The sequence below is a fragment of the Psychromonas arctica genome, assembly GCF_038155225.1.
Lineage (GTDB): Bacteria > Pseudomonadota > Gammaproteobacteria > Enterobacterales > Psychromonadaceae > Psychromonas > Psychromonas arctica_B.
The window spans coordinates 85,652-107,824 of the sequence record NZ_JBAKBA010000004.1; the positions used below are offsets into that span (position 1 = coordinate 85,652).

At 37.2% G+C, this 22,173-nt stretch carries 20 protein-coding genes; 12 read left to right on the forward strand and 8 right to left on the reverse strand.

Annotated elements, in window-relative coordinates; genetic code table 11:
- The 4 genes from V6255_RS03085 to V6255_RS03100 form a co-directional block, all read right to left on the reverse strand.
- On the reverse strand, positions 1 to 1,347 hold the full coding sequence (locus V6255_RS03085; protein WP_341626829.1) for a magnesium transporter: 1,347 nt from the start codon (positions 1,345 to 1,347) through the stop codon (positions 1 to 3).
- Positions 1,348 to 1,494: 147 nt separating this feature from the next.
- Positions 1,495 to 2,355 (reverse strand): mechanosensitive ion channel family protein, encoded by an 861-nt coding sequence (locus V6255_RS03090; protein WP_341626830.1) that lies wholly within the window; start codon positions 2,353 to 2,355, stop codon positions 1,495 to 1,497.
- 384 nt (positions 2,356 to 2,739) lie between these two features.
- Positions 2,740 to 3,597, reverse strand: a complete 858-nt coding sequence (locus V6255_RS03095; protein ID WP_025565384.1) for a mechanosensitive ion channel family protein — start codon at positions 3,595 to 3,597, stop codon at positions 2,740 to 2,742.
- Positions 3,598 to 3,884: 287 nt separating this feature from the next.
- Positions 3,885 to 4,940 (reverse strand): DUF21 domain-containing protein, encoded by a 1,056-nt coding sequence (locus tag V6255_RS03100; RefSeq protein ID WP_341626831.1) that lies wholly within the window; start codon positions 4,938 to 4,940, stop codon positions 3,885 to 3,887.
- Between the two features lie 195 nt (positions 4,941 to 5,135).
- Here V6255_RS03100 and V6255_RS03105 point away from each other — a divergent pair, with 195 nt between their 5' ends.
- The 3 genes from V6255_RS03105 (at position 5,136) to V6255_RS03115 (ending at position 7,398) form a co-directional block, all read left to right on the forward strand.
- On the forward strand, positions 5,136 to 6,104 hold the full coding sequence (locus V6255_RS03105) for a magnesium transporter CorA family protein (RefSeq protein WP_341626832.1): 969 nt from the start codon (positions 5,136 to 5,138) through the stop codon (positions 6,102 to 6,104).
- A 285-nt stretch (positions 6,105 to 6,389) separates the two neighbouring features.
- Positions 6,390 to 7,244 carry a universal stress protein gene (locus tag V6255_RS03110; RefSeq protein ID WP_341626833.1) on the forward strand — a complete coding sequence of 285 codons (855 nt, stop codon included), beginning with the start codon at positions 6,390 to 6,392 and terminating at the stop codon, positions 7,242 to 7,244.
- 19 nt (positions 7,245 to 7,263) lie between these two features.
- Complete coding sequence (locus tag V6255_RS03115; RefSeq protein ID WP_341626834.1) at positions 7,264 to 7,398, forward strand: hypothetical protein; 135 nt, start codon at positions 7,264 to 7,266, stop codon at positions 7,396 to 7,398.
- Here V6255_RS03115 and V6255_RS03120 read toward each other — a convergent pair.
- Positions 7,381 to 7,998, reverse strand: a complete 618-nt coding sequence (locus V6255_RS03120; protein WP_025565388.1) for a LysE family translocator — start codon at positions 7,996 to 7,998, stop codon at positions 7,381 to 7,383. The two genes, V6255_RS03115 and V6255_RS03120, sit on opposite strands and share 18 nt — an antisense overlap.
- A gap of 7 nt (positions 7,999 to 8,005) precedes the next feature.
- A complete protein-coding gene (locus V6255_RS03125) occupies positions 8,006 to 8,338 on the reverse strand; it encodes a hypothetical protein (protein ID WP_341626835.1) in 333 nt (110 codons plus the stop codon).
- Between the two features lie 413 nt (positions 8,339 to 8,751).
- Between V6255_RS03125 and kduD the strand changes: the two genes are divergently transcribed.
- Together kduD and V6255_RS03135 are read left to right on the forward strand one after the other, a co-directional pair.
- A complete protein-coding gene (gene kduD, locus V6255_RS03130; RefSeq protein WP_341626836.1) occupies positions 8,752 to 9,513 on the forward strand; it encodes a 2-dehydro-3-deoxy-D-gluconate 5-dehydrogenase KduD in 762 nt (253 codons plus the stop codon).
- A gap of 671 nt (positions 9,514 to 10,184) precedes the next feature.
- Entirely contained in the window at positions 10,185 to 11,075 is an 891-nt protein-coding gene (locus tag V6255_RS03135) for a DMT family transporter (protein WP_341626837.1), read from the forward strand.
- Between the two features lie 231 nt (positions 11,076 to 11,306).
- Here V6255_RS03135 and V6255_RS03140 read toward each other — a convergent pair whose 3' ends face one another.
- Complete coding sequence (locus tag V6255_RS03140; protein ID WP_341626838.1) at positions 11,307 to 12,140, reverse strand: helix-turn-helix domain-containing protein; 834 nt, start codon at positions 12,138 to 12,140, stop codon at positions 11,307 to 11,309.
- Between the two features lie 280 nt (positions 12,141 to 12,420).
- Here V6255_RS03140 and V6255_RS03145 point away from each other — a divergent pair, with 280 nt between their 5' ends.
- The 4 genes from V6255_RS03145 to V6255_RS03160 all read left to right on the forward strand — a co-directional run bounded on the left by V6255_RS03145 (position 12,421) and on the right by V6255_RS03160 (position 16,869).
- Positions 12,421 to 13,560 (forward strand): tyramine oxidase subunit B, encoded by a 1,140-nt coding sequence (locus V6255_RS03145; protein ID WP_341626839.1) that lies wholly within the window; start codon positions 12,421 to 12,423, stop codon positions 13,558 to 13,560.
- 83 nt (positions 13,561 to 13,643) lie between these two features.
- Positions 13,644 to 14,105, forward strand: coding sequence for a RidA family protein (locus V6255_RS03150; protein WP_341626840.1), 462 nt, complete (start codon positions 13,644 to 13,646; stop codon positions 14,103 to 14,105).
- Positions 14,106 to 14,140: 35 nt separating this feature from the next.
- Complete coding sequence (locus V6255_RS03155) at positions 14,141 to 15,433, forward strand: FAD-binding oxidoreductase (RefSeq protein ID WP_341626841.1); 1,293 nt, start codon at positions 14,141 to 14,143, stop codon at positions 15,431 to 15,433.
- 38 nt (positions 15,434 to 15,471) lie between these two features.
- Positions 15,472 to 16,869, forward strand: a complete 1,398-nt coding sequence (locus tag V6255_RS03160; protein ID WP_341626842.1) for an APC family permease — start codon at positions 15,472 to 15,474, stop codon at positions 16,867 to 16,869.
- Positions 16,870 to 17,070: 201 nt separating this feature from the next.
- Here the strand turns inward: V6255_RS03160 and V6255_RS03165 are convergent, their stop codons facing one another.
- Positions 17,071 to 18,594: a PLP-dependent aminotransferase family protein gene (locus V6255_RS03165; protein ID WP_341626843.1), complete on the reverse strand. Its 1,524-nt coding sequence runs from the start codon at positions 18,592 to 18,594 to the stop codon at positions 17,071 to 17,073.
- A gap of 346 nt (positions 18,595 to 18,940) precedes the next feature.
- Between V6255_RS03165 and V6255_RS03170 the strand changes: the two genes are divergently transcribed.
- From V6255_RS03170 to V6255_RS03180, 3 genes are all read left to right on the forward strand, one after another.
- On the forward strand, positions 18,941 to 19,942 hold the full coding sequence (locus V6255_RS03170; RefSeq protein ID WP_341626844.1) for a TRAP transporter substrate-binding protein: 1,002 nt from the start codon (positions 18,941 to 18,943) through the stop codon (positions 19,940 to 19,942).
- A gap of 266 nt (positions 19,943 to 20,208) precedes the next feature.
- Entirely contained in the window at positions 20,209 to 20,808 is a 600-nt protein-coding gene (locus V6255_RS03175; RefSeq protein ID WP_341626845.1) for a TRAP transporter small permease, read from the forward strand.
- On the forward strand, positions 20,805 to 22,148 hold the full coding sequence (locus V6255_RS03180; protein ID WP_341626846.1) for a TRAP transporter large permease: 1,344 nt from the start codon (positions 20,805 to 20,807) through the stop codon (positions 22,146 to 22,148). The genes V6255_RS03175 and V6255_RS03180 overlap by 4 nt, the downstream gene beginning before the upstream one ends.
- Positions 22,149 to 22,173 lie beyond the last annotated feature (25 nt).

The window sequence follows — 22,173 nt, forward strand, 5'->3', positions numbered from 1 at the left end:
TTATAGCAGCAATAAGCTACCTAATCCTAAGAACACAATAAACCCAAAAATATCCGTGACAGTGGTTAGCACCACTGAGCCAGATAAAGCAGGGTCAATATTAAATTTGCTTAACATCCAAGGTACCCATACTCCAGAGAGTGAAGCGATCAGGATATTACCTAAAATAGAAATAAAGATAGTGAGTGATAGTAATGGATTATCAAACCAGACAAAGGTGATAGCGCCGATCACAATCGCCCACAACACTCCATTGATAGCACCCACCTTCAGCTCTTTGGCAATAATATTTTTCTTGTTGGCATCATTGATTTGACCTAATGCTAACCCTCGGATAATTAGCGTAATCGTTTGGCTACCTGATATCCCGCCCATCGATGCAACCACTGGCATCAATACGGCTAACGCCACTACTTGTTGAATAGTCGCTTCAAATAAACCAATGAACCATGAAGCTAAAAAGGCGGTCACTAAGTTAATGCCTAACCAAACGGCACGGTTTTTAGAGCTTTGCCATACATTACCAAATAGATCTTCTTCTTCTACTAAACCCGCTGCTTGAATCAATTGTGTTTCAGCGATTTGTTCTCTGTAACGATAGGCTGTCGGTAAGTCTAAACGACCTGTTAAGCAACGGTTTTCATCAATAACCGGTAATGCAGAAGTGTCTGAATCAATTAACTTATCCGATGCAATGGCAATATCGTCATTACTAGAAATATATTCAATATCAGTATTAATAAAGCTTTTATATTCTTCTTCACTCTCTGCTTTAAAGATGGCATTAAGGGCTATTTCGCCAATCAAAACCGCGTTATCGTCGACAATATAAATAACATCAGTAAAGGTGGGTAAGTTTTTGCTACATACCTTTTTGACGGCTGAAAGTTTCAACTGTTGTGGAATTTGAACTTCCGTAAAGTTTTGCCAATGACCCACTTCATCTAATGCGTAATCACATGATTTTTTATAAAGACTGCGCTGCTTCGCTGTCATTTTACTAACAGCGTAATCGATAAATCGATCATTTAAACTTTCAGATAGTTCTAATAAATCAACCGCGTCTAATTTGGTTAAAAGCGGGAAGCAAAGCTCATCATCACAAGCATTTAATAGTAACTCCCTCGACTCCGGTTTCATTTCAATAAACACGTTTTGTTGTGTTTCATCACTGAAAGAAAGCCATATCTCTATTCTTAGTTTAATAGGAAATGATTCTAATAAAAGCGCTATCTGTTCGTCGGATAATTCTTGTTCGACTTCAACGATGACGTCTTTAATATCCGTTTCATTTTCAAAATTGTTATTAATTTTTTCAATATAATCGGGTAGTAATTCTAATGACATAAACCCTCCTTTTTTATTGTTTTAAGCTGTAAATTAGGCTATTCATTGAGCTTATAAAGCAGCCTTTCTATTTATGATTTTGTGTGTTCTTTGTTTTTTACTTGGTTTTATTACTGTCTTAATTGCAGTTTTAAGCGCTTTGTAGCATTAATTACTCTGCTTTATTAATTGCTGTTGTTCAAACCATAGCCTCATAAAATCACCTGTTAAACATTGCTCAATTTCTAATGCTCGTTCGGTTGGGCAGAATATAGTAAATATGAGTTGGGTATCACCAATGTCAGAGGTCGCCACCTGTATATGCGGTTCAGGTCCTGCAATATGAACATCTAGACGGTTTTCAATCAATTGGTTGTAACGTATTGCAACGTCATTAAAATCAGCGCAGTAACCATGTGCTTTTTCATATAATTCATCTAAAAAGATAAACGGGTTAACACTGCCATCTCTTGTGATAGTGAAGTGGTGCATCGCATAACGTTTTAAGAAGTTTAAGTTTTTAATCGACGACGTAATCAACTTACTGTTAGGGACATAAAGTGTTTTCCCTGTGTATTCATAGGAATCAATATTCACTTCTAATAAGGTTAATTTAGCCCAATCAATCGAATGTACTTCACCATAATAATCGCCGACTTGTATCCAATCTCCGATACGGAAAGGTCGGCTAGATACAATGTATAAAAAGCCGATAAAACATTGAATAAATTCTCTTGTCGCAATCACAATCGCCACTACAAAAGCGGCAATGGAGATGGCAAATTCATGGAATTCAGCAGCCCAAATATTAAAAATACCAATAAAGATTAGGATCGTAATCGTATTATTTACAATATTGATTTTTAGGCGTTTATTAGTTTTTCCTTTTTTTTGTAGGAATTTTAAAATATAACTTTTACTTGCCATTAACGCTAAAATAAGGACGATAGTTAAGACACTATTATTATTGATTAGTGTTTGAAAAAAGGCGTTAGTGGTTAAATCGATTGATGATATTTTTTCAAACATAATGGGGTATCCACTTAAATTTTCTGTTATTTTTTATCTAGAGACTGTTAGTTTAACTCGTCACTTTTATCTAGTTGTTTTTATTTTGCTAATTTTAACAATAACTTACTTTATTACTACCTGTACTTAACCATATCGTTAAATGAGGCTTAATTAATAAGGCAGTTTGGGTTAATAAAATCGAATGTATTAATACCAATCTAAGTCATTATCTAGTCATTGATGCTTGTTAAAATGAATGCTAGCTTCGTTGTCGATTTTGTAATAAGAATAACGAATTACTGCAATCAACGCCTTGCTGGCATCTATTTTCCCTAACGCCTAAATAGACCATTTATTTATCCAGATTGGTATAACTCAAATTTGCTTATTGTTAATTATTTTTTATTTATTGAGTGTCAATGAACCATCGATGTGAATATCTCTTTGCGGGTAAGCAACAATAATATCGTTCTCTTCAAATAGTTCTTCAAGGCGAAAACGAATGTTACTACGCATCACTCTTAAGCCTCCTTCAGCACTAGAGTCCAACCAAAAAGTGACTTCGAACATTAAAGCATTATCACCAAAATCTTCAAAAGTAACGACAGGAGCAGGACTTTCTACTATTCTTTTCTGATCTGTTGTTGCTTGCATAATAAGCTCTGCTACTTTTTTAACGGGTGAGCCATAAGCAACACCGACAGTGACTGATGTCCTGACCAAACTGTCAATTAATGTCCAGTTGACGACAGTATTTTCTAATAATTTACTATTAGGAATCAATAAATGAACACCATCGACACGACGTATACGTGTTGAACGAGTATTAATTTCTTCAACGACACCTTTTGCAGATTCGACTTCTAAAAAATCCCCAATGCGTATTGGACGTTCCCACATTAAAATCCAACCACTGATGAAGTTGTTAATAATGTTTTGCGCACCAAAACCCACACCAATAGCTATTGCACCTGATAAAAAGGCAAATGCAGTAATCGGTACGTTAATCAGTTCTAATGTTGTTACTAATAGAATCGCCATTGCTATTACATAAAACACGCGTAGTAATAAATGAATGACATTAGGGTCGACTCTTTTGGAAATTAAACGTTTAGTGATTAATTTAGCCACCCATCGCGTTAAGAGAATACCTATTAATATAACCGTAGGGATGAGTAAGATATGGGACAAGGTAATTGCTTGGCCTGAGATGGTAATAAGTTTGTAAGATAGTATTTCGTTAATTTGTGATAAGTCCATGTAATGTCCCTTTAAGCTCTTTTTATTCACCAACAAGTTAATTGTATTAGATTGCGGAAGTCTTTCGTTATTTTGATAGCATTGAGCAGTGCTTTAAAGTTTGCCATCTCATTGTTACTGATACGAATATTGGTATTGGTATTGGTATTGATATTGGTACTGGTATTGTTATGTTAGCTTATAAGTCGTTAATCTCTGCTTTTATTGGTGCGAGGTGTTAACTCAAAACGTAATAGGCATGTGATTGCTTGTTACACATGCCTATTTATTCATATCAATAACGCGAGTTAGGTTTTTATCGCCGATATTATATTGTTCTGTAATACTTGTGGTTGGATACCTTTTAATAATAGGCCAAATATATCTGCGCCGGTGATGATGCGTTTATTTTCACCCCAAATAAGTAATACGTCTCGCTCTATTGCACCATCAAAGCTTTTGTCTACCGACTCTCCCATCTTCATTCTGATAATAGCATCGTTTAACATGGTTGATTCATCGGTAATAATGGTCGGACGATGGCAATGTTTATACGGGTCAAAGTTTTCTGTTTCAAAAAATACATCACGTAAGAAACTGTCTGAATCAACCACAACCAATGGGTCACCTTCTAAGTTAGTTAATACAACCCAACGATGTCCTGATTTATTCATTAGCTTTAAAAACTCATTATTCGGTGCTGATGTAATTTCAGGAATAATAGGTAAATCGAGTTTGGTTGGTAGTGCGATAATAGAGAAAGGATCAATGACCTCTCCCTCTTCAATCACTGATATTTTATCAAGCTTGAAGAAGTTTAAAGCGCCAATGCCTTCTACATGATTGATATCTGTTTCTTCTGCTTCAATATGTTTACGGATAATACTGCTGAGCTCGCTTTCAGCTAAATAGGTAATGCCTTCTTTACCTAACCAAGCATCAAGTATCAGGGCAGTCGGTTTTGCTACAGGATAGAATATCACTTGATAAAAACGTATCACGGGAGATAGGAAAGCACCCATCTTTAATGCGTTTCTAGAAAAGTAAGCTTGCGGTGTAATTTCACCAATAATAGTGATCGCAATAGTGGAAAAAAGAAAAGAGCTAATGCCTGCTAACGCAGAATCTGACAATAAAGTTAGCAAAACGTTGATACCAACATTTCCCCACAAAATAGTGGTTAATAAAAAGTTAGAATCATTACGCAGCCTTAATACTTTTTTAGCTTCTATATTGCCTTTGGTAGACTCCACTTCAAGCTGTAATCTGCTCAGTGAAAATAAGGCTATATTTAAACCTGAAAAGATAGCTGATTGTGAAATACACAATACAATGGCTATCCAAATAATAATATCTACCGACATATTTCACCGAATTAATGTTATAAAATTGGAATAAAGTTTATAACCTTTATTGAAGCAAAGGAATTTATATTTATCGCTACTTAAGGGCCATTGCAAAGAGTATGAAAAAGACAATTAAAAGGTGACTAAAAGCCAAAGCTAGATCACTATACGCCCAGTGTTAAGCGCTATTTTAATCATAGAAAGAGAAAAATTATGATCAGATGTATGTTATTAAAATCAGATAAGTCATGTACTTATGGTGATGAGTCTTTAATTGAAATGTGGAAACAAAATCCAAGTGATGCATTATGGGTCGATTTTGATTCTCATGATCAGACAGAAGAGCGCGTCTTATTGAAAAGTTTGGGTTGTCATTCTTTGGCAATAAGTGATGCGCAACGAGATCGACATCCACCAAAAATCGAATTATTTGATGACTATATCTTTATGCTTTATCGTGGCATTTATCATCCAGGCGATGATCTGGTATTTGATCACTTACAGATTGCTATGTTTGTTGGTACGAATATCGTGATTACAACCCATGCTAAAAAATCTATCTCTATTGATAAATTATTCGCTGATGAAGGTGAAAAATATTTAGTCAAAAGCCCCATCACATTAGCTTTAAGAGTTTTCCATTATAGCTGTGGTATTTATCTGCAAAAGCTTTTTGAATTTGAAGAAAAGTTAGAATCAATCGAAGATAAATTTCAAATGGGCGGTGATGATAAAATGATGCAAGAAATCACCTTGTATCGTTCACGTTTAACCAAGTTAAAACGGACATTTAATTACCATAGTAATATTGGAAGCGAATTAAAGATTCTAGTCACAGATGAAACGCCTATTATTAATCAAGCGGATCTTCATACGGTAACTGATGTGCATGAACGTATTGAGCGCTTATTGAGTTTGTCACAGATGCATTATGATATTTGTAGTGACTTAGTGAACGGTTACCTTTCTGTCGCTTCTCATCAACTAAATGCAACAATGCGAGTATTGACGGTGATCACTGCTATCTTTATTCCATTAGGCTTTTTAGCCGGTCTTTACGGCATGAACTTCGAGTATATTCCTGAGTTAAAAGTTGCTAATGGCTATTATTATCTATTGAGCTTCATGGGCTTCATTTCAATAAGCTTAGTAATGTTGTTTAAGAAAAAACGCTGGCTGTAAACTTACAGTTAGTTTGCGTTAGTCAAATATGTCTAGATTTTAGTCGATATTTATTGAGCGCTATATTTTTTCAAAAAATAAAGTAGATAGAAATAATCAGCTATTTACTTTTTTATTCTCAAGTCACTTTTTGTATGTGTTCGTATCAATACCTTTTTAATCGCAACCCTGTGCCATCCTATAACGAGTTAAATCATTACGTTTGGAGATGAACATTGTGCATAAATTGTAATGGTAAGGTCGGTGCCATATACTCGATTAACCCTTTTCTATGTGGATTTATATATGATTACAGAACAATTTATTTGGTTCATTGACAGTCGATTTTATTATCAAACAACGTCATTAGATAAAATAGTTCATCTTATCCCGCCTCATCAAAAGTCGATTAAGATCATTATTGATGCAAGTGCGCAGTTAAAAGGGCGTGGTTATTGGCATTTATTTAATGATAAACAATTGTTATCTGATGAATTAATGCAAAAAATTGAAACTAAAAAAGAACAGCTAATTAAATTTTTTACCATGAATGCTATGGATGTCGAAATCACGATCAATTCATCTGCTGATTATCTGAAAGTACTTAATACTGAAGTTAATAATAATCAAAATAGTTTAGTGGTGATCGAAGATAACATCGTCGATAAAAGGCACTCTATTTTCCAACGCTTAACTGATATTAAGGCACCTGTTTTATTGCTTAATAAGCAAGCTTGGAAACACCCATTAAGCGTGATTGGTGCTATTGACCCTTTGCATGAACATGCAAGAATTACGACGATTGATGAACATATTGCGACTTTAAGTGAAAACTGGGCTAAACAGTTAAAAGCCAGTTGGTTAGTGGCTCATTGTTATCATGTGACGTCAGTATTGGTTAAATATAAAAGTAAAATATTGTCCATGCATCGTGATGGATTAGCTGACTTTGCTAAGAAACATCGTATTCCTGCAGGCAAGACTATTTTGTTGGAAGGTATACCTGAAGTCGCGTTAACGTCTTATATCAAAAAAAATAGCAGCAATATATTAGTGATGGGCTTAGTGACAAGAAACAAGCTTGAACAGTTTTGGATAGGCAGTACAACGACTGCATTATTAACGGAATTACCTTGCGATATTTTACTCGTTAAAAAATAAAAAAGCCTCAGCGAGTAGCATGACTATTAATATCGCCATTAGTACGGCAATTAATTCGATCATTAATACGCCGATTCATATCACCATTAATACGACCACTACAGATAACGTGAGTGGTCGTGAATCAATAAGCGTATTATGCGCGGCTAGTTAACGCTAATGCGCCAGACGCACCGACCAAAATACCACCACTTACTCGATTGATAATATGCAATTTGGCTTTTCCTGTTGTTAACACCTTGTTTGCAGAAAAGGCATACAGCATGACTAAGGTGAAATCTAATAAGGCCATCGTCGGACACATAATCGCCATTTGTGGAAAGAGTGGTTGGCTGGTATCGATAAATTGAGGGAAGAACGCAGTAAAGAATACAATCGCTTTAGGGTTGCCAGCGGCGACCATAAACCCTGAAATATATAGACGAAGGTTGGACACTTTTTCTAAATCATCTTTTTTATCAACGCTTTTAGCGGGTGCAAGTAACATCTTGATCCCCATGTAAAATAAAGTCGCTGCGCCTAGCCATTTAATAATATCAAAGGCAAATTCAGAGTTTGCGATAACCAAACCTAAACCAATCGACACTAATATCATTTGTATAAAATTAGCGCTGATATCACCGAGTACGGTAAATATTGTTCTTTTTAAACCGTAGTTAATAGAGTGAACAATACCCAGGAAAATACTTGGTCCCGGTGTGGCCGTTAAGACTAAACAAGCAACAACATACGTTAACCAAACTTCAAACTCCATCTTCATTTTATCCTTTTGTTTTACGAGCGACCCTATAAACATCTAATACACTGATGATCCAAACTGCTAGCATGATATAGGTATAAGTATCGAACGTTTGCATATCTGAACTCGTCATTAGTGAGTTTGAAATAGCTGTGACATCTAAAGCAAGATCCCCATGTTGAATTTGCTCCACCATTTGATTGGTTTTAGCCAATATTCCTTGCACTAGCAATAATAAAGGAATTGAAAAGCTAGCAATGAAGGCAAAACCAACAACGTATTTTTTAAATACAAAATGCCCTAAACCGGGATAGATTAAAGCCGACACTAGTATTGCTTTTAATGATTTATTCATACTGTCATCCTATTTTATCGTCATTAACATTTAAGGTGCAAAACTCAACGTTGCAACCTTCGAACATAACTCGTCATTGTCATTATGTTACGCCTTGATTTGGAGTCTAAGCTGATGACTAAACAAAGCACCTTGAACGGTAATGGGTATATATGTTGTTTATTTTAGAGTGTTAACTGCTTGTATAAGCTAGGCATTTTGCGCTCTTATATTAATTAATCAACATAATAGAAGTGATACTTTTGTTGTTAAAACCTATCAATAATTTCTGTTTTTATGTTTGGGGTCGTTTGATTTCAGTTTTTAGGCACTGCAATCGCAATTATGAAACGGCGTTTCAATTGAAATTGATGGTGTTTGTTTTTTTGTGTATATTGATTTTGATATTTATGCATTCTGAGCGAGGACTTAATATGATGTTAGATTCGTTTCATTTGAAAGATAAAGTAGCCATTGTCACTGGTTGCAACACGGGATTAGGCCAAGCGATGGCCATTGGTTTAGCCGAAGCAGGTTGTAAAGTAGTTGGTGTTAACCGAACACCCGCCATAGAAACTGCTGAACAAATGCATGCTGGTGGTCACTCGTTTATTGATTATCGTGCTGACTTACTTAAGCAAGATGATATTCCAGGGATCATTCAGCAAACTATCGATGCATTTGGTCGTATTGATATTTTAGTGAATAACGCAGGTATTATTCGTCGAGAAGATGCGCTTGATTTTTCTGAGCAAAATTGGGATGACGTGATGAATATTAATAGCAAAACAGCTTTTTTCATGTCGCAAGCAGTAGCGAAGCAATTTATCGAGCAAGGTCACGGTGGAAAAATTATTAATATTGCTTCAATGCTTTCTTTTCAAGGCGGGATTCGAGTGTCATCTTATACTGCATCAAAAAGTGCCTTAATGGGGATTACCCGCGCAATGGCAAATGAATGGGCTAAGTTTAATATCAACGTTAATGCCATCGCACCGGGTTACATGGAAACAAACAATACGACGGCACTGAGAGAAGATGAAGATCGTAATGCTGCAATATTAGAGCGTATCCCTGCGCAACGTTGGGGATTACCTCGCGATATTGCAGGACCTTGTGTCTTCTTAGCGTCTGATGCGGCTAATTATATTAATGGTTACACGATTGCCGTTGATGGTGGTTGGTTAGCGCGTTAGCCGCATAAATACGATAGATGGAATAGATACGATAGATGGAATAGATACGATTTATTTTCAGCATTCTAATGAAAAACCAACATCAGATAATCAGATGATAGATCAGCAAGTTGTCGCTCAAATACTAGGCTTTTTAAGTTTTGCTTTAAGTATTTATACCTTCTATCAAAAAGACGATAGAAGTTAAAAATTATCATGGTGGTGTTTAGCCTAAACCATATGATTCATTTCAGATTATACCGATTACATTAAATAACCTCAGTTCTGGATAAGCAAAGCGATACAACACCGTTATCTCCGCGAATTTCTGCGTTAAATTATTTCTCAATACCCGTTATTACTTCAATAATTAGCCTTGAACTATGCAAAACTAGCGGCACTGACTAGTAAAAAATAGTACTTTATGATTTTAAATATAATTCCGCTTTCATTAACTAGAATTGGGTTAAATAGCCAAAGAGGTGGCAGTAGAATACTGCTTAAAGTTAATCTTAATTAAGTTAGAAAGACTGTTACGATATTGCTTTTTTGCATAAGCTTCACATGATAATCTCGCTTAAAAGCATATTCCATTAATAGCTTATTTGGGCTTAATTTAAACTAAATACAATCGTTTATTAAGCATCATTAGCTAGGTATACGGAAATCAAATAAATAATATCGGAGACGACATGAATAGAGCTTACATCAGTGCATTACTCACCATTTTAATGTGGTCTTCTTTAGCGGTATTAACCGTGACGATTACACATATCCCATCATTGCTTTCAGTAGGGTTAGTGCTGATTTTCGCCTCAATTCCTGGTTTGAAATATTGGCGTCAATGGAAGTTACCGTGGAAAGTTTGGTTAAGTGCGGTTATTGGCATGTTTGGTTACCACTTTTTATTGTTTGATGCTTTTTCGCGCTCTCCGGCGATGAGCGTTAATATGATTCAATACCTGTGGCCACTATTTATTGTGTTGGGGACGCCCTTATTTAGCCAATCTCGTCTTAACGTCGGTCATGTTATTGGCGCGATTTTAGGATTTGGCGGGGTATTACTAACGCTTGCTCAAGAGCCAATTGCCTTTAATGTTGCTGACCTGTTTGGTTATGGTGAAGCTTTTATTGCGGCTTTATTATGGGCTTTTTATACATTATCTAATCGTCGTTATACTAAAATGCCAATGTCAGCGGTGGCTGGGTTTTGTTTATTCTCGGGCATTTTAGCGTTAACCAGTTATGCATTAACAGCAGACATTCAAGCGGTGATCCCGTCAATTAGTGACTTATTAGTGATTGGTTTGTTAGGGCTTGGGCCAATGGGGTTGAGCTTTTATACTTGGGATTATGCTATTCGTCATGGTGATACACGGGTGATTGGTGCGCTTGCTTATTTAGCGCCTTTATTGTCGGTTATTTGGATGGCGATGTTTATTCCAGAAGTCACTTTAAAGCCTGTTCACCTTGTTACCTTAATCTTAATTATTGGCGGCGCATCATTAGGCCAGTATGTTGAGAAGCGTAAACTAGCCGCTTTATTAGTGGTTAATAATGGTGAGCCTATTGTTAAAGGTTAAAGGTTAAAAGCTAAAGGTTAAATAATAGAGAAGCGTTGAGATCATTTGATCGTTTATGCTCGCATAAATTGGTTAGCGTAAATAAATGTCGGGTTTATTTAAGCAGTTATTTATTTTTTATTTAATCTAAAACGCTTAATTTTTTATAGAAACCGCCTCTAAATGGTTAGAGGTAAACGGAGGGGAAGCACAGCCTTAGTGCACAAAATATAACCAATGCACTTTTATTGATCATAAATATTGTATGCTTTCTAAATAATTTTGATGCTTTACTCGGTTTAAATAATCCAATGGTGTGGCATTAACAAGCTTTTTAAACTCTCTCAAAAAATGTGATTGGTCGCTAAAACCTAAATCACAAGCTAAGTCAGAAAAAGTGACTTTTTCACGGTGATTAAGTCCATAAACAGCAGACTGACAACGAACAATTCGACAAAAAGCTTTGGGAGACATACCCATATCAGCTCCAAACTGTCGCTGTAAAGTCCGCGCACTGTATCCCGTTTTATCTTCTAATTCATTAATACGAACCGACCCCTCACTATCATAAATATTACGTAAGACTTGCGCCGTTAACATTGATGGTTTTCGTTCATTTTGCGTTTCAATAAATTTTCCAAAAAAAGCTGCTTGTTGAGAGAAATCAGTACTATTAACAATTTCATTAAATAATTGATTTGCTTGAGGAACAACATCTAACAGATCGTAATGACGTCCTATTAATTCAGCTGCAGATAAATCTAAAAAATCTGGCATCACGCCAGATACAAATCGTGCGCCAAAATATCGATGATCCTTATTTAATTCAATGGTTATTGCTTCCAACGGGGTTCCAAAAACAGCTGCATTGGGGTTACTGCCATCACAATCAAAGAGTATATCGACACAACCATCTGGAATCGCAAAAGTCTGCTCTACGGACGCTTTCGGCTGAAAACTATAGAAATGAGAAATCGATTTGTGATTAGACCCAGATACCGAAAATTTCTCTGCTGCATTCATCACTAACCAAGGTTGTTTAGAGCGAATTCGAGCGAGATGACTAACAAGTGAATTGGTTGACATGTATAAATTCCATTTATTAAAAATGCCTAAGATATCCCTCCTATCTGCAAACCTAATGCCAATTAAATTCACTCCTAGTAACAACAGAACGATTATTAACCCCGTAAAAAAACCGTGTCGTAAAAGTTCAATACGCACAAATTTTAGAGGTCTAGGATAAAAATCACTTGCTGCTCATCAAGCGTTAATCCACTGATAAAGTTATGTCATTGGATGTAATGAGACAGACGTAAAAATAAATTTTGTAAGTAATCCTACTCCAAGAAATTAAGGTGATGTTATGTCAGAAAATACTCAAATCGATTTTATATATCTTTCAGAACCAGACATGATCAAAGCAGGTGTTAAGAATATGCCTGGCTGTGTTGATGCAATGGAAGAGATGTTCGGACTACTCCATAAAGGCGATTATCGTATGGCTGGCGCAAATAATGACTCTCATGGCGCCATGGTTACTTTCCCTGAAAATCCAGAAATAGCGACGATGCCTCGTCACACTCCAGACCGTCGTTTAATGGCAATGCCAGCTTACCTTGGTGGTGATTATCAAACATGTGGCGTGAAATGGTATGGCTCTAACATTGCTAACCGTGAAAAAGGACTGCCGCGTTCAATCTTAATGTTCACACTTAACGATACTGATACTGGTGCTCCGTTAGCACACATGTCTGCAAACCTACTTTCTGCCTATCGCACTGGTGCTGTTCCTGGGGTGGGTGCTCGTCATTTAGCACGTAAAGATTCAAAGGTAGTTGGTCTTCTAGGACCTGGTGTTATGGGTAAAACATCAATTGCTGCTTTCATGGCTGTATGCCCACAAATCGACACGCTTAAAATTAAAGGCCGAGGTCAAAAAAGTTTAGATAGTTTTCTTAGCTGGGTGAAAGAGAGTTTCCCTCAAATCACTAATGTACAAGTCGTCGATACCTTGGAAGATGTTGTACGAGATGCTGATATCGTTACTTACTGTAATTCAGGAGAAACCGGTGATATTTCTTCATATCCAGTCATAAAACGTGAATGGGTGAAACCTGGCGCTTTCATTTCAATGCCTGCTTACTGTCGATTAGATCAAGGCTTAGAAGAAAGTGATGTCAGAAAAGTCATGGACAATATTGGTCTTTATGAAGCTTGGCATGAAGAAGTACCAAAACCTGCACACATGTACATTCCAATTATTGGCTGTCGTTTCATGGATATGATTGACGAAGGTTTAATGACCAAAGATCAACTTGAAGATCTTGGTTCGATTGTCACAGCGACAAGTCCTGGGCGACAAAACGATCAAGAAATTATTGTGTTATCGGTAGGCGGTTTACCTACTGAAGATGTCGCTTGGGCAACCAAAATTTACCACAACGCAATGAAACATAATATCGGTGTAAAACTCAATCTCTGGGAAACGCCAGAGCTGAGCTAGTCGTTATAACCATCATTATAAAAAAGCGTGAACACCGATAAAGGTCAATTCACGCAAGCTTTACTTTAACGCGGAAAACTAACATGACACAAACTCAAATAGAAAAAACTCAAATAGCAAAAACTCATATAGCAAAGATAGTAAAAGTAAAAACAGGTTCAAAATTTGAAGAGATAGGAAGCTATTCTCGTTTGGTTTCTGTTGATAACTGGATTTACGTTTCAAATACAGCAGGGCGAAACCCTGAAACCAAAGTGATACCTGAAGATGCTTTAGAGCAAACTGAGCAAGTCTTTAGCAATATTGAAGCCGCGTTAGAAGCCGTTGGCTCAAGTTTAGCTGACGTCGTTTTTTCTCGTGTATTTATTCAAGATCCTGAAGACGTGCATGCTGTTATGCAATTAATCGGCGAAAAATTCAAAGGTATTAACCCCGCGACAACAGTCACTTGTCCGCCATTAGGCTCAACCGTTTATAAAATGGAATTAGAAGTAACCGCTTATCGTGGTGCGGCAACTGCAGATATCCAAGAGATCACTATTTAAAATAGAAATGCTTACAACGAGTAGGGAATAAGCTCATGACAAAAACACTTGATGCAATAAATACAACGGACGTTCTTCCAGAGTCCACAACGGTTGTCATTATTGGTGGAGGCATTATAGGCGTGACAGCCGCACTGACATTAGCTGAACGCAATATCAAAGTGGTGCTGCTAGAAAAAGGCCATATTGCTGGAGAGCAGTCTTCACGTAATTTAGGTTGGATCCGCAAAACAAGTCGACATGCTGAGGACGTTCCACTCGCAATGGCTGCAGATCGCTTATGGGCTGAAATGCCACAGCGCATTGGTCAAAGTGTTGGTTACAAACAGGCGGGCATTATCTTTTTAGCTAAAACAGAGCAGCAATTGGCAATGCATGAAGCATGGTTGAAATCAGTTAGTGCGTTGTCTTTAGATTCAAAAATGATGACGGCTCAAGAAGTTGATCAAACGGCACCCGGCGGTAAAGGTGATTGGAAAGGCGGCATTTATACGCCTTCCGATGGTCGAGCTGAACCGGCTATCGCAGCAACGAATATTGCTAAAGCGGCGATAGAAAAAGGTGCCATCATGTTACAAAACTGCGCAGTACGTACGCTTTCAACATCAGGTGGAAAAGTATGTGGCGTGGTGACAGAACAAGGAGAGATACGTTGTGATCAAGTCTTACTGGCTGGTGGTGCTTGGTCGAGACGCTTTTTAAGTAACGTAGGGGTTTCATTACCGACACTGCCACTTAAATGTTCTGTGCTTCGTACTAAACCGATGGAAGGACCAACTGATATTGCGGTAGGTGGCCCCGATTTTTCTTTCAGAAAGCATCAAGATGGTGGTTTCATTATCACGCAGCGCTCAGCATTAGATGCGCCACTTACCTTGGATCATCTATTAATTGGGTGGCGTTATTTTGAACAACTACGTACACAACATCGTTTTTTACGTCCTGCTTTAGGGCGAGAATTCTTAAAAGATCTTTCATTGGGCCGTCGCTGGAAAAGCGATAGACGCTCTCCTTTTGAAGAAGTTCGCACCAACGATCCTGAACATTCGTCAGCTATCAATCAAGAAGCACTCGCTAACTTAAGTGCAGCTTGGCCAGTTTTTAATAAATCAGAAATTGAAGAAGAGTGGGCTGGCATTATCGATGTTACGCCTGATTCAAATCCAGTCATTGACCGTATCAAAGCTATTCCTGGTTTAACCATTGCAACAGGGTTTTCAGGCCACGGTTTTGGTACTGGGCCCGCGGCTGGTCAGTTAGCGGCAGATATTGTTTGTAATACCCCTCCACTCGTTGATCCAAGCCCTTATCGCTTCGACCGACTTTAACATCATAAAAACGTTTTACTCAAAAGAGGAACAGGAACATGATAACTATAACAGATTCAGATAACGTCAATATGGCTGCGAAACCGGCTGCTAATAAAATGACAAAATTAGGATTACCAACAATGATGGCCATATGTATCGGCTTAGTCATTGTTCAAGGTGCTATGATCTCCGCACTTCAAGGCTTAGGCATTGGTGGGATGGGGTTTATTGCCGCGATGGTTGTTGCACTTATTTTAGCGCAATTTAATGCGATGAGTTTCTCTGAATTATCGCTGATGTTTCCTCAGGCTGGGACTTTAGCGACTTATACACAAAAAGCTATTGGTCACTTTCCTGCTATCGTGGCTGTGTTTGCTGGCTATGTTGTTGTAGCTGTCTTAGCCTTACCCGTTGAGATGTTTTTAGTTGATGCTATGTTAGGCGAATTACTGCCGGGGGTATTACCTGAAAAAGTCGTTCCAATGATTATTTTAGTTATTTTCACTATCACTAATCTGATTGGGACAGATGTTTTTGCTAAAGCGCAAAATTTCTTAGCATTTGTATTAGTGAGTGCATTAGTACTGACTGGGTTTGTGGCTATTACTGGTGCGAGCCAACCTCATCCTGAGTTAGTTGGCACCACTGTCGATTGGGGTTTTTCAGGTATAATGGATGGCAGCTTTATCGGTTTAGTTGGCTTGGCATTATGGACAATGGTTGGCGTGGAATATATCTGCCCAATGATCAATGAAGTTAAGAATCCTCATAAAAACATTCCACGAGCAATGCATCTGTCATTATTTATGATCTTTTGTATTTTCTTAGCGTTTATCTATGGTGCAAGTTTATTTTTAAATGTTGAAAGTTTAGTGAGTTCACCACTTCCATTTTTAGATTATGCAAATGCGGTATTCGGCAAAAGTGGTTTAGTTATTGCGACTATTATGGCCTTAGCTGCAACTTGCAGTACTATGAATACGATATTAGCGGCAGTACCAAGAATGTTACAAGGCATGGCAGAGCAGAAACAAGCTTTCCCTCAACTTAAAGCAACCAATAAACACAACGCACCTTGGGTAGGTATCCTGATGATCGCGGTACTAACGACAATCCCTTTCCTATCATTAGGTATTGATTCTTTAATCGTGTTAATTATTGCTGCAACAACCAGTTTTTTATTAGCTTATAGCGTAGCGCATATCAATGTCATGGTATTACGTAAACGCATGCCAAATCACCCTCGACCATACCGCACACCTTTCTTTCCTGTGCCACAAATATTAGGTTTAATCGCAATGTTATTTGTTGCTTTAAACAACTCACCAAGCCCAGAAATGACACAACTTGTGTACAGCATCACTGGTGGAATACTAGTCGTCTTAAGTATTATTGGTGCGTTATGGGTGAAGTTTTATATGAAACGTAACTTATTTGAACCAGATATGGACTAAGTAATAAGTAAGGTAGATTAAGATTGCTACTTAATATAATGCCAACATTTGTTATTATGTTGGCATTATATTATTTGTCTTTTCCATTTAGATAATATGGCCGGTAAAGATAAACCAGAATACACCATTGCTTAAAAATGATTAGTCCAATAAAATAAAATCGCGTGCCTAGCACGCTTCTTGATTTTTTCTATATTGAGCCTAAGCCATACGTTTTTTCAGAGGCTCTATATGACTTGATATTACGGAAGAGGTTTGGTCGATTAGTCCGCCTAAAATAGCTAACCCATCTAATATTTTGTCAGTATTAATAGCCGAAAAACCTAAACGGATATAGTTCTTTGGTGCATCTTTCTGCATAAATAGCGTATCACCAGACTCTATAAGTAAGCCATGTAGTGCTGCTTTGTCTTTTAACATTTGACTGCTAATACCCAGCGGTAATGCAATCCAAAAACAAAAGCTACCTGGAGTCGAGTGTACTTTGCAGGTAGAAAGATATTGTTTAATGCCTTCTTGCATCAACAACCATTTCTTTTCATAGGTGCGTCGCATACGTCGTACATGACTATCATAATAACCTTGGCTAATAAATAAAGCAGTGATCCGTTGATTATTAGAGGGAGGGTGTCTATATTGTAATGCGCGTAATTTTCGTAACTCTGTAACTAATGAGCTTTCTGCAACAAGATAGCCAATGCGTATACCTGGCGTCAATGATTTAGATAGGCTGCCTACATAAATGACTCGACCATCTTGATCGAAGCTTTTTAATGCTGGTAAAGGTTCCTGAATAAAATTTACTTCACTTTCATAATCATCTTCAACAACAATAAAATCATCTTTACAAGCTTGCTCAAGTAAGGCCTTACGTCGTTCAATACTCATGGTTACGGTTGTCGGGTACTGATGGCTAGGTGTTGTGAAAACATAATCACATCCTTTTAGTTGTTTACCCACTTTTAACCCAACGTTATCAAGTTCTAAAGGTTTCATCTTACCATCACATAATGAAATAATATGACGGAAATTAGCATAGCCTGGATTCTCAACACCGAATGTCACCGTTTTATCTGCTAACAGGCTCGTCAGTAAAAACAAAGAGTTTTGAGTGCCAAGTGTAATTAATATCTCCTCCGGTTTTGCACTAATCCCCCGCTTTGATAGAATTTGTTGACGTATTTGAGCTACTAATTGTGGGTCGTCTATATCGATAAAACCTTCTACCCATTCATGTAATTTACCTCTACTTTCGGCTATGCGAGAACATTCGCGCCATTGATAAAGTGGAAATTCACTCACATCGATATGGCCATAGATAAATGGATAAGGGTATTGTAGCCAGTTTTCATCTTTGTTTAAGCTAGACATTCGGCTTGGTTGCTTGAGTATTCTATTTGACCAATTAGGTTGACGGGGAGTACGAAGTACTCCTTCAGAAGTCGTTTGCACCGAATTGGTGAGGCGTTGCACCATTAGCAAGTCTGGATGTACAAAAAAACCACTACGCTTACGTGCAACTAAGTAACCTTCATCCACTAAGCTTTCATAGACTAGTACGACAGTATTCCTTGATACTTTAAGTAATTGCGCCATCTTTCGTCCAGAAGGTAAAGCCTTATCTCCAAAGGTATCTTGTTCAATTAGCTCTACTAATTTTTCACGGATCTGTTGTTGGTAAGTGCTGTTTTGGTGCAGTTCTATATTCATTAAAAAATCAACCATTACATCACCTGCTTAAAAATTGGACCGATTATTGTTTGTATTCCAGCAAAGTAATTGACAGGACTTCTTTATATAACGCAATTTCTGAGCCAGTTTAAATTATTTTAAAGCAGTGTCGTTATTAAAGTTAGAATTGTGGCCTATCAATTAAAAAATCTGGCCCTGTATCTTATTTTTTGCACCGCGTAGTTTAAATAATGAAAGCGAGGTCAGTTAAATATATCTAACTGATTTAGCCTAAAGTAGTTCGACTGCATAGGAATCTGAAGCGTGTCTTTTAGGTTCAATGGGAATGGATACATCAACTTGATGTAGGCTAGTTATAATCGTAAATGAGGTAATGGAAATGCAAAAAACGAAATTTATTAAGGTTCTTTCACTAACGGCTGGTTTAGTCTTATCTACAAATGCTTTTTCAGAAAACTGGAAAATTGCAGTTGGTGATGGGGGCGGCAGTGCTCAAGAAGCATTAGGCGTTAAATTCTCAGAATTATTAACTGAAAAAGCTGGTGATAAATATAAAACGACACTATTTGTTAATGGACAATTAGGTTCTGAGCAAGCAACAGTAAATGACGTAGCTATTGGTACATTAGATATGTCTATTGTTGCTGCTAATAACTTAGCACCATTCAGCCCATCAGTTGGCCTTCTTTCTCTACCTTATATTTTTGAAAATATTGACCAAGCAGAAGCGGTTATTAACAGCAGCATCGAAAAAAGAATTACTGATACAACACTAAAACAAGCAGGTGTACGTATTGTTGCTTGGAGTTACTCTGGTTTTAGAATGTTAACTAACTCAGAGCATCCAGTTAAAAACCTAGGTGATCTTGAAGACTTACGTATTCGAGTTCCTAAAAGCGACTTAATCATTAAAACTTACCAATCGTTTGGTGGTAACCCAACGCCTGTAGCATGGTCTGAAACATTTACAGCACTTCAACAAGGTGTTGTTGAAGGTCAAGAAACACCGTATGCAGCGATTCACTCTATGAAGTTTGGTGAGATTCAAAAGTATCTAACTGAAACGCATTACTTGTTCGCATTAGAGCCGTTAATTATGTCTGAATCTGTTTTCCAAGAACAATCTGAAGATGTACAAAAAGCAATCTTAGCAGCGGGTAAAGAAGCAACTGAATATAGCCTTGCTTGGATTAAAGATAAAGAAGGGAGCATCAAAGAAGAGCTAGTGGCTAAATATGAAATGCAAATTGATCAACTAGAAGATGAAGGCGAATGGGTTAAAAAAGCACAAGCAACAGTGTGGCCTGAATTCTACGAACAAGTTGGCGGTAAAGATAAAATTAATGAATTACTAATACTTTTAGATCGCGAAAGTATCTAAAAGTAATGCCAAAAGCTGAGTGGAGACACTCAGCTTTACATGTACTAGTAAGTCATAAGTATTTAATACCAATTGTATAAATAAATATTCAATAACATGAATTTAAGTAAGCCGCTTTAGTGTTTAAACTTATTGTAAAAAATTATTATTTTACAATTCTTACACCTTTAGGGCTTACCTTTTTAAGCTGTCATTACAGTAAATTTATGCAATTGGTATGGATTGCTTACTTTATTACCAAAGCTGATCTCTAAAAAGGGAACATGATGAAAATAATTTTAAAAATATTTGATAATTTAGAAAGTTATTTATGTAGGGCATTATTGGTAACGTTTGTTACTCTTTTGTTCGTGCAAATACTAACTCGCGAGTTATTTGGGTATTCAATCACTTGGAGTGAAGAGTTATCGGTTTATTTGTTTGTATGGTTTGTATTTCTTGGTTCAAGTTATGCCGCAAAACTATCCGCACATAACCGAGTGACATTTCAATACAAATGGATACCTGACAAATTAAGTACTTTTTTAGAACTGCTTTCAGATGTGATTTGGGTGAGCTTTAATAGCTACTTTATCTACATCAGTTATGACTTTGTTTTCAATCGAATGAACCTTTTTTGGAAGTCGCAAACTTTAGGCGTTCCAATGAAGTATATATACCTCATTCTCCCTATCGCTTTCACGTTAATGACAATCCGCATTCTGCAAGTGAATTATTTGAAATTTATCAAAGGGGTTGAAGTGATTGATCCTGAATCTCAAGAGATGAATGAATTAATCAATACTGATATATCAGAAGATATTCACCAACAAACTGACAAGAAAACGGTTTCTGAATCTTCCCTAGAGATGGAGAAAAAATCATGAGTGAAGCATCCATTGTAATGGTGTTATTTGGTTCGTTCTTAGCATTGTTAATGCTTGGCGCACCTGTAATGGTGTCATTAGGCGTCGCTGCGTTAGCCTCTTTCTTTTATTTAGATGAAAATCCAATTAAATTGGTACAAATTGCTTTTAATTCAGTGGGTTCGTTCCCATTAATGGCATTACCTGCATTTATACTCGCTGGTGCATTAATGGAAGCATCCGGAATATCCAAACGTTTAGTTACCTTAGCTGAAAGCTTCGCGGGTCCAGTAACGGGTGGCATGTCGGCGGCTGCAATTCTTGCGTGTATGTTCTTTGGTGCTATTTCAGGATCTGGCCCCGCAACGACCGCTGCTGTTGGCATGTTAATGATCCCAGCAATGGTAAACCGTGGTTATGATAAAGGTTACGCTGCTGCTGTTACTGCATCATCGGGTGGCTTAGGTATTGTTATTCCGCCTTCTATTCCAATGGTTATTTTTGGTATTTCTGCATTAGGTCTTGTTGTACCTTTAGATGCGATTGCTCAACATGGTGAATTCCAAAGTATATCGATACCAAAAATGTTTATTGCAGGTTTTTTACCTGGTGTGGTTATGTCAGTTGGTTTAATGACGCTTAACTATATTCAATGTCGCCGCTATGGTTTTAAAGGAAGCGGTGAAGGTTGGTCGGTCGCGATAATAGGTAAAGCTGCACGTAATGGTATTTGGTCAATCTTAGCGCCATTGGTTATTTTAGGTGGTATTTATTCTGGCTTCTTCACGCCAACAGAGTCAGCGATTGTTGCTATTTTTTATACCTTGTTTATTGGTGTATTCGTACATAAAGAATTGAAACTGAAAGATCTGATTCATTCTTTAGAAACCACTACTTGGTTATCTGGACGTGTCTTGTTAATTTTATTTACGGCAACTGCATTTGGGCGTATTTTAGTAGAAAACCAAATCCCAGCGATTGTGGCTGACTCGATGTTAAGCCTAACTGATAACTTGTATTTAATTTGGTTATTAATCATTGCTTTCCTATTGTTTGTTGGCATGTTCATGGAAACACTTGCTGCTATCATGATTTTAACGCCAGTATTACTGCCCGTCGCCTATACGCTTGGTATTGACCCTGTTCACTTCGGTATCGTAATGGTTTGTAGCTTATCAATTGGTTTCTCAACCCCGCCATTGGGTGAAAACTTATTCGTCGCTTCAGGTATCTCAGATACACCATTAGAAGAAGTAACAGCCAAAGCATTACCTTTTGCTTTTGTATCAACAATTGCTGTTATTATCATTGCTTATGTGCCTCAGATCGCTCTATTGCTACCTGAGCTATTGGGATATTAACCTATTAAATAATCTGCTTTATATG

Bases quoted from the DNA above. Each gene is read 5' to 3' on its own strand.
- V6255_RS03175 (WP_341626845.1), top strand. From the start codon at position 20,209: ATGAAAATAATTTTAAAAATATTTGATAATTTAGAAAGTTATTTATGT.
- V6255_RS03160 (WP_341626842.1), top strand. From the start codon at position 15,472: ATGATAACTATAACAGATTCAGATAACGTCAATATGGCTGCGAAACCG.
- V6255_RS03180 (WP_341626846.1), top strand. From the start codon at position 20,805: ATGAGTGAAGCATCCATTGTAATGGTGTTATTTGGTTCGTTCTTAGCA.
- V6255_RS03150 (WP_341626840.1), top strand. From the start codon at position 13,644: ATGACACAAACTCAAATAGAAAAAACTCAAATAGCAAAAACTCATATA.
- V6255_RS03120 (WP_025565388.1), bottom strand. From the start codon at position 7,998: ATGGAGTTTGAAGTTTGGTTAACGTATGTTGTTGCTTGTTTAGTCTTA.
- V6255_RS03115 (WP_341626834.1), top strand. From the start codon at position 7,264: ATGACTATTAATATCGCCATTAGTACGGCAATTAATTCGATCATTAAT.
- V6255_RS03140 (WP_341626838.1), bottom strand. From the start codon at position 12,140: ATGTCAACCAATTCACTTGTTAGTCATCTCGCTCGAATTCGCTCTAAA.
- kduD (WP_341626836.1), top strand. From the start codon at position 8,752: ATGATGTTAGATTCGTTTCATTTGAAAGATAAAGTAGCCATTGTCACT.
- V6255_RS03095 (WP_025565384.1), bottom strand. From the start codon at position 3,597: ATGGACTTATCACAAATTAACGAAATACTATCTTACAAACTTATTACC.
- V6255_RS03110 (WP_341626833.1), top strand. From the start codon at position 6,390: ATGATTACAGAACAATTTATTTGGTTCATTGACAGTCGATTTTATTAT.
- V6255_RS03145 (WP_341626839.1), top strand. From the start codon at position 12,421: ATGTCAGAAAATACTCAAATCGATTTTATATATCTTTCAGAACCAGAC.
- V6255_RS03165 (WP_341626843.1), bottom strand. From the start codon at position 18,594: ATGGTTGATTTTTTAATGAATATAGAACTGCACCAAAACAGCACTTAC.
- V6255_RS03090 (WP_341626830.1), bottom strand. From the start codon at position 2,355: ATGTTTGAAAAAATATCATCAATCGATTTAACCACTAACGCCTTTTTT.
- V6255_RS03155 (WP_341626841.1), top strand. From the start codon at position 14,141: ATGACAAAAACACTTGATGCAATAAATACAACGGACGTTCTTCCAGAG.
- V6255_RS03085 (WP_341626829.1), bottom strand. From the start codon at position 1,347: ATGTCATTAGAATTACTACCCGATTATATTGAAAAAATTAATAACAAT.
- V6255_RS03100 (WP_341626831.1), bottom strand. From the start codon at position 4,940: ATGTCGGTAGATATTATTATTTGGATAGCCATTGTATTGTGTATTTCA.
- V6255_RS03170 (WP_341626844.1), top strand. From the start codon at position 18,941: ATGCAAAAAACGAAATTTATTAAGGTTCTTTCACTAACGGCTGGTTTA.
- V6255_RS03135 (WP_341626837.1), top strand. From the start codon at position 10,185: ATGAATAGAGCTTACATCAGTGCATTACTCACCATTTTAATGTGGTCT.
- V6255_RS03125 (WP_341626835.1), bottom strand. From the start codon at position 8,338: ATGAATAAATCATTAAAAGCAATACTAGTGTCGGCTTTAATCTATCCC.
- V6255_RS03105 (WP_341626832.1), top strand. From the start codon at position 5,136: ATGATCAGATGTATGTTATTAAAATCAGATAAGTCATGTACTTATGGT.